At 39.3% G+C, this 6,685-nt stretch carries 7 protein-coding genes; all 7 read right to left on the reverse strand.

All coding sequences use genetic code 11. The features are described from left to right. Positions 1 to 30: 30 nt before the first annotated feature. Complete coding sequence (gene gshB / locus IQ228_RS17885; protein WP_027404709.1) at positions 31 to 993, reverse strand: glutathione synthase; 963 nt, start codon at positions 991 to 993, stop codon at positions 31 to 33. A gap of 200 nt (positions 994 to 1,193) precedes the next feature. After that, a complete protein-coding gene (grxC, locus tag IQ228_RS17890; RefSeq protein WP_027404708.1) occupies positions 1,194 to 1,454 on the reverse strand; it encodes a glutaredoxin 3 in 261 nt (86 codons plus the stop codon). Between the two features lie 122 nt (positions 1,455 to 1,576). Then, positions 1,577 to 3,199, reverse strand: a complete 1,623-nt coding sequence (gene guaA / locus IQ228_RS17895; protein ID WP_027404707.1) for a glutamine-hydrolyzing GMP synthase — start codon at positions 3,197 to 3,199, stop codon at positions 1,577 to 1,579. Positions 3,200 to 3,491: 292 nt separating this feature from the next. Beyond that, positions 3,492 to 4,607 (reverse strand): cobalt-precorrin-5B (C(1))-methyltransferase CbiD, encoded by a 1,116-nt coding sequence (cbiD, locus tag IQ228_RS17900; RefSeq protein ID WP_193963785.1) that lies wholly within the window; start codon positions 4,605 to 4,607, stop codon positions 3,492 to 3,494. 56 nt (positions 4,608 to 4,663) lie between these two features. Continuing rightward, a complete protein-coding gene (locus IQ228_RS17905; RefSeq protein ID WP_193963786.1) occupies positions 4,664 to 4,963 on the reverse strand; it encodes a hypothetical protein in 300 nt (99 codons plus the stop codon). Positions 4,964 to 5,115: 152 nt separating this feature from the next. Next, positions 5,116 to 5,706: a DUF3177 family protein gene (locus IQ228_RS17910; protein WP_027404704.1), complete on the reverse strand. Its 591-nt coding sequence runs from the start codon at positions 5,704 to 5,706 to the stop codon at positions 5,116 to 5,118. A gap of 467 nt (positions 5,707 to 6,173) precedes the next feature. Continuing rightward, positions 6,174 to 6,419 (reverse strand): Calvin cycle protein CP12, encoded by a 246-nt coding sequence (locus tag IQ228_RS17915; protein ID WP_027404703.1) that lies wholly within the window; start codon positions 6,417 to 6,419, stop codon positions 6,174 to 6,176. Positions 6,420 to 6,685 lie beyond the last annotated feature (266 nt).

A 6,685-nucleotide genomic window follows, 5' to 3' on the forward strand; every position in this document is an offset into this window, starting at 1 on the left:
TGTATAAGAGACAGCCCCCAACTCCCCTGCCTATTTATTAGCTTCTACCCATCGAATCACCTGATGAGCAAGGTGAGTACCATCAAGACGGTCAATTTCCCGGATGCCTGTGGGACTTGTGACATTGACTTCCGTTAGGTAGCCACCAATTACGTCAATACCCACGAAAATTAAGCCATCTTGCCGGAGTTTTGCGGCTAAATGGCTGCAAATTTCCTGTTCTCTTGGGGTAATGGTGGTTTGAGCAACTGTGCCACCTGTTGCCATGTTATTCCGAAAATCACTACCACTAGAAAGGCGATTTAGCGCCCCTATGGGTTCACCATTGAGTAAGATAATCCGTTTATCTCCCTCCTTGGCTTGGGGTAAATAATTTTGTACCATAACAGGAACTTGACCTTGGAGGGTGCTAAGTTCAACAATGGAATTAAAATTGCGATCGCCTGATTGTAAAAATAAAATTCCCTCTCCAGCTTTATTTCCCAGTGGTTTGAGAATTGTTGCTTCTTTGGCTTCCACAAACTGGCGAATTACCTGTTTATTAGCGCTGACAATCGTTTCGGGAATACATTCCCTAAACTGGAGAGCATACATTTTCTCATTAGCATCACGAATTCCCGCCGGATTATTTAGCACTAAAGTTTTGTTTTGGTCAATATAATCCAGAATATAAGTAGCATAAAGATAAGCATCATTGACAGGTGGATCTGTCCGCATAAATACGGCATCCATCGTTTCTAAAGGAGTAAAGACACTAGGGTTTAATTTAAACCAAGGATTAACAGCTAACCAACGCCCCTCTAGTAACTCGACAGGAACAAGTTCTACCTGCTGCAAGACAGCCCAAGCTTTACCATCAATAACACTTAGCAAATTTGCTTGCGTTATCCAAATTTCGTGTCCTAGAATTTGCCCTGCTTCCATCAAAGCAACACTAGTATCATGACATGGATCAAGCCGATGGATGGGATCAATAATAAAAGCTAGTTTCACTCTTTATACCTCTTTTATCTACGAGTTTTATTAAATATCCTCTTAAAAATCCCCGACTTCTTTGCTACCTTTTTCTCAGACACGATTAAATTAATTTTAGAAGTCGGGGATCTGATCCACAATATGATTTAACACAAACAGCAGAAGTCCCACATCTCACTCTTAGGAGTGTGGGATTAATGCGCCTGAGTGAGGAATTGTTACGAACCTAGCATCTCATCTAACTTACCTTGGCGTTCTAAAGCGTGAATATCGTCACAACCACCAATGTGAACATCATTAATAAAAATTTGTGGTAAGGAGCGTTTTCCATTGGCTCTTTCTGACATTTTATTTCTTGCTATTTCGTCTCCATCAATGTTGTATTCGATAAAATCAACACTTTTACTTTTAAGTAGACTTTTAGCACGCATACAAAACGGGCAAGTAGTCCAAGTGTAAATTTCTACTTTCGCAGCCATAATATTCTCAACTAAACGTAATACTTCTTAATTTTAGACCTAAGTTAATAGGTAATGGGTAATGGGTAATGGGTTAAACATTCTTCCCAATGACCAATGACCAATGACCAATGACCAATTCCCTATTCCCACTCAATAGTTCCAGGTGGTTTGGAGGTAATGTCATAAACCACACGGTTAACACCTTTGACTTCATTCACGATGCGGGTAGAAATTGCTTCTAGCACATCGTAGGGAATCCGCGCCCAATCTGCCGTCATACCATCTTCGCTGGTGACAATCCGTAAAACAATGGGATAGGCATAGGTGCGCTTGTCACCCATAACACCAACGCTGCGAATGGGTAATAGAACCGCAAAAGCTTGCCAAACCTCATTATATAAACCGCGTTGATTAATTTCTTGACGAACAATTAAATCAGCATCTCGCAAAATATTCAAGCGCTCGGAAGTAACTTCACCTAAAATGCGAATGGCTAAACCGGGTCCGGGGAATGGTTGACGTTGGACAATTTCTTCTGGTAACCCAACAGAACGCCCAACTTTGCGGACTTCATCTTTAAATAGTTTCCGCAGTGGTTCTACGAGTTTAAACCTCAAGTCTTTTGGTAAACCACCTACATTGTGATGACTTTTAATTTTCACTGCTACCCGTTCACCACTTTTTGGATCAACATTAGTATCAGCAGATTCTATTACATCTGGATAAAGTGTGCCTTGAGCCAAGTAATCAAAATGACCAAGATTTTTTGATGTTTCCTCAAAAACACTGATAAACTCATGTCCAATGCGGCGACGCTTTTCTTCGGGATCTGTTACTCCAGCGATAGCAGAGATAAATCGTTCGCGGGCATTGACATATTCTACGGGAATATGAAATTGTTCTTTAAATAACTTCACTAACCTTTCGGGTTCTAATTTTCGCATAAAACCCTGATCAATAAATACACAGGTTAGCTGCTCACCAATGGCTTTATACAGGAGAAAAGCCAGGGTAGAAGAATCTACCCCGCCAGATAAGGCTAACAATACTCGTTTTTCTCCTACCTTGGCGCGAATTTCCTGAATTGATTCTTCGACAAAAGCGGCTGTTGTCCAAGTTGGTTCACAGTCACAGATATGGTAAACAAAGTTGCGAATTAAGGCTATACCACCTTGAGAATGGACGACTTCGGGGTGAAATTGGACTCCATAGAGTTTTTTGTTATGGTGAGCGATCGCTGCACAAGGAGTATTCTTAGTATGTGCCAGTAACTCAAAGCCGGGAGGCATGGTTATGACTGAATCTCCATGACTCATCCACATGGTTGTACCCTCTTCGACATTAGTTAATAAGTCTGTAGGATCATCTATATATAAAGATGCTTTACCGTATTCACCCCGTTCGGCTGTGATTACTTCTCCACCCAGTTGATTAACCATAAGTTGCATTCCATAGCAAACACCAAGAATGGGTATTCCCAATTTCCAGATTTCTGGGTCACAATGGGGGGCGTAGTCGCTATATACGGAATTTGGACCACCGGAAAGGATGATCCCTTTGGGGTTGATTTTTTCTAACTGTTCTGCTGTGGTGCGATAGGAAATAACTTCTGAATATACTTGTGTTTCGCGGATACGACGGGCAATTAATTCAGAATATTGAGAGCCAAAGTCTAAAATGACAATTATTTGACCTTTAAGATTCCCAAAATTTTCCTGTGTTTGGGGTATTGTTTCGGTTGGTAGAGTCACCGCTGTGTTCATGCTATGGAGGGTGTGTTGTTAGGGATAAGAAGTCTGGACCGTGATTTTTGTGATTAATGGTGATAGCAGATTAATTAATCATCTAAATCAAATTAATCATAGTTAAAATTAATCATGCAAATCATAGTTAAAAATATTTATTTGTGATAAGTAGGTGAACACAATAAAACCAATCTGTGTAAAGAAAAGTAAAATCGCCCAAACCCTCTTCACTCTTGCATGATTGCCTCTTGCCTTGCCATAACGACGATTTTCAATGCTAACCTACTTACTTACGATAATTTATATTAAGTTAGCACAATTTTGCCAGTAACATACAACCAGTTTTGCTTTTCACCAAGATTTGGCGATCGCGGTCGAAAAGCACAGAACCACAAGCTATAGTGGTTTTACCTTGTTCATTGTGGCTATCCATATATGCTTGGGTACGGGTATCAATTGTTTCCGCAATGGAGTTATAAACCTGATTTACCCAATTACTCCCGGTATTACTATCTAGACTTCTCAGATGTTTTAATGCGGCTTCTGCTGTAGGACTATGAAAAATGGTTTGAATATCTAAAGACCCTAATCCTAGCATGGCACAATGGGCTGTGAAAATTTCCCGCCGACCATCAGCTAAATGATGATGAGTGTGAAAGATTCCCCCCGCTAGTTTCATCAATTTACCGTGATAACCAAATAATAAAATTTCTTTTACACCTAAAACATCAGCCGCGACTAACATCGGTCCCAACCAGTTGGCCGTTTTTACCATTTGTGCGGGGTTGATACCGAGTTTTTGGGCTAGATCTAAGCCATTTTCGCCAATACAAAAGACTAAAGTGGGAAATTGACTGGCTTTTGCTGCTAAATCAGCGCGGAAAACTGCTAATTGATCTGGTGTACTTAAAGGTTGAGAAATCCCTGTTGTTCCTAGCAAGGATAGTCCTTCGACAACTCCGAAAGCAGAGTTAGAAGTCCGAATTGCGAGCGATCGCCCTTCTGGTAAAATAATTGTTACCTTAATTTTTTCCGTCGGTGCTAATAATCGCTGCAAATTTTCCGTTAATAATCTCTGAGCATAACCATAAATTGCCGCTTTCCCCTCACCATTAAGTTGCTTCCCAATTCCCTCACCACCCTCAATAATTACCGTTTCTCCATCTCCCTCATACCATGCCACCACAGCCCAAATTGGTGTATTCTTCGTTAAATCTAGATTATCACCAGGATCACTGCGAGTAATCGCCAAAGCCTGATTTTCCGATATTCCCGCCACTTGTTCAATGGGTATTTCAGCAATTTCAGCAGGTTCAATTAAGTCTATAGTAGTAATCTGCAAAGATTGATGATGGCGTAACCAATGCAAAGCCGCAACAGCAGCAGCACAAGCAAAAACAGGTAAAGTGTATCCAGAACTGGACATAGTGACAATTTAAAATTAACAATTCAAAATTCAAAAAAATCTTACCCACTCTTCATCTAAATTCCCATTTTTGATAATAAAACCTGCATATCTTCCCAAGAAATATCTTGTTGAAGATAATGGGGTGAGTCAGGATTATAGGGACTTGCTATGCGGTCAATTGTGATAATTGTAGCCGTATCTGGTAACACCGGGACATCTGGATCATAAGCAGTTGGACGCATCAAAGAACTAGAAAAGCCTTTAAACACAGCAATTTGATCTGGTTCACCATCAATTTCTACATTAATAATGAGAACTTCTTGGGATTTTTTAACGGTATATTGTTCCAGTCTTTTACTAATAGAGTTATTCATGCAGTCGAGACTATGATTTTTGTGATTAGTTTGATTAAGATGATTTATTATTTGGGATAATTTGGTCGGGATTATAGCGATTTCTATCTAAGTGAGGTACAGCAGGAAAGAATTAATCGCAGATAGAAAATGATGGCCGCGGATAATTTTGCTTAATGTGCAGATGAACGTCCATATTTGCCAAGTTTAACCGCGACAAAATAACTTAAATAAACTACGTAAATTGCTAAAGTAACTATCCCCAAAAATCCGAGAAAAGCAGGTTTGCTATTATGGTGAAAATAGTCTTTAAATAGTAATGGTGCTTCTAACCAAACGCTACAGTAAGGAGTTTGGAGAGCAGTTCCTGAAAAAGCGCACCCCAGAAAAGGTAAAAGAGCTATTGCGCCTAAACTACAATAAACCGTTGTTGCCCAACGCCAAGAAGTAAAAATCAGTTTTAATGGACTATTGGGATAATAGTCAATTTCATCATTGATGTCTACCCAAAACCATAGCGCCATAGGAATGAGAACCTGCGCCATTAGAGCGGAGATGAAACTAACTCCGAAACCACCAATCATCAAGTACATACTAATAGCTAATAAACTAGCTACTCGCCAGTAAATCATTAATAAGCGCTGCATTCCTTCTGCTTTTTGTACAAATGTCCAAACCAGAAGAATTAAGGGAATAATCAGCGTAAATAATAACGCCAATCGGTAGTCCATCCAAACATAAGGTCGAAACCATATTTGTGTCATAAAGTCAATAAAAAAATAGAAAAATTTGTGAATAGATATTTGATAGCGTAACGTGGCGTTAGCCATTCAACAAATAAGTTTGTTTAGTGACTGGACTTTGTTCCAACAGGAAAAACGGGGAGTTTATTCCCCGTTTGGTTCAGATTCATTGATTAATCGTGCTTAAAGCCATTGATATCCCAAAAAATTATTACTCAATAAAACAGGTATAACTAAGTAATTGGACAAAAATATTTACAGTCATTGCGAGGGAAGGGAAGCAATCACAACCCTTGGAATTGCTTGATTTCACTTCGTTCCATATGGCTAACGCCACGCTACGCTAACGCAATGACATTGTGTAATTAATTCTGTCCAACTACTTACTATTGCCAAACCCTGAAACCCTATTGATATCGTCACGATTTTATTGGGTTTCAGACATATTGAGGAAAATTGGCAATAGTATTCATATTTACCTCCTGATTTTAATCTTCGTACAGACGGCACTCGTCTGCTTCTGGATTAGCATCGCAGTATTTCTCTAAAGAGTTTTTGGGTTTAATTTGACGTTTATGAGAAGCCTCTGCTTGCAGTTCTTCTACAGCATCCCACGCCGCAGCACATTCAGCAGAGTTGCTACCTGAGATATCACACACAGTGCGAGCTTGTTCCACTTCTTCTTGGATTTTCTCTTGGATATCGTTACTGGTTTTTTCTTGAATATTGGTCATGATTTTGTCTCTTTATGTTTTGTTTATACTAGTATAGAAAAAGTTTGAAAATTTTAGTTTTCTGTCTCTGAGATTACTAGTTTTACACTTTTGGCGATAATTCTGGTGGGTAGTATCTCCCCAATAGGCTTTTTGCTTATTGAGCGAGATATATCTAGAGTATTATCCCATGAATATCATAAGCTGTTACACCTATAACTTACCAGATTTTCATTTTGAATACAGACTTTGAATCTCGCTTATAAGCATCCCATATATAATTAATA

Origin of the sequence: Dolichospermum sp. LEGE 00246 (assembly GCF_015207865.1) — a bacterium.
GTDB lineage: Bacteria > Cyanobacteriota > Cyanobacteriia > Cyanobacteriales > Nostocaceae > Dolichospermum > Dolichospermum heterosporum.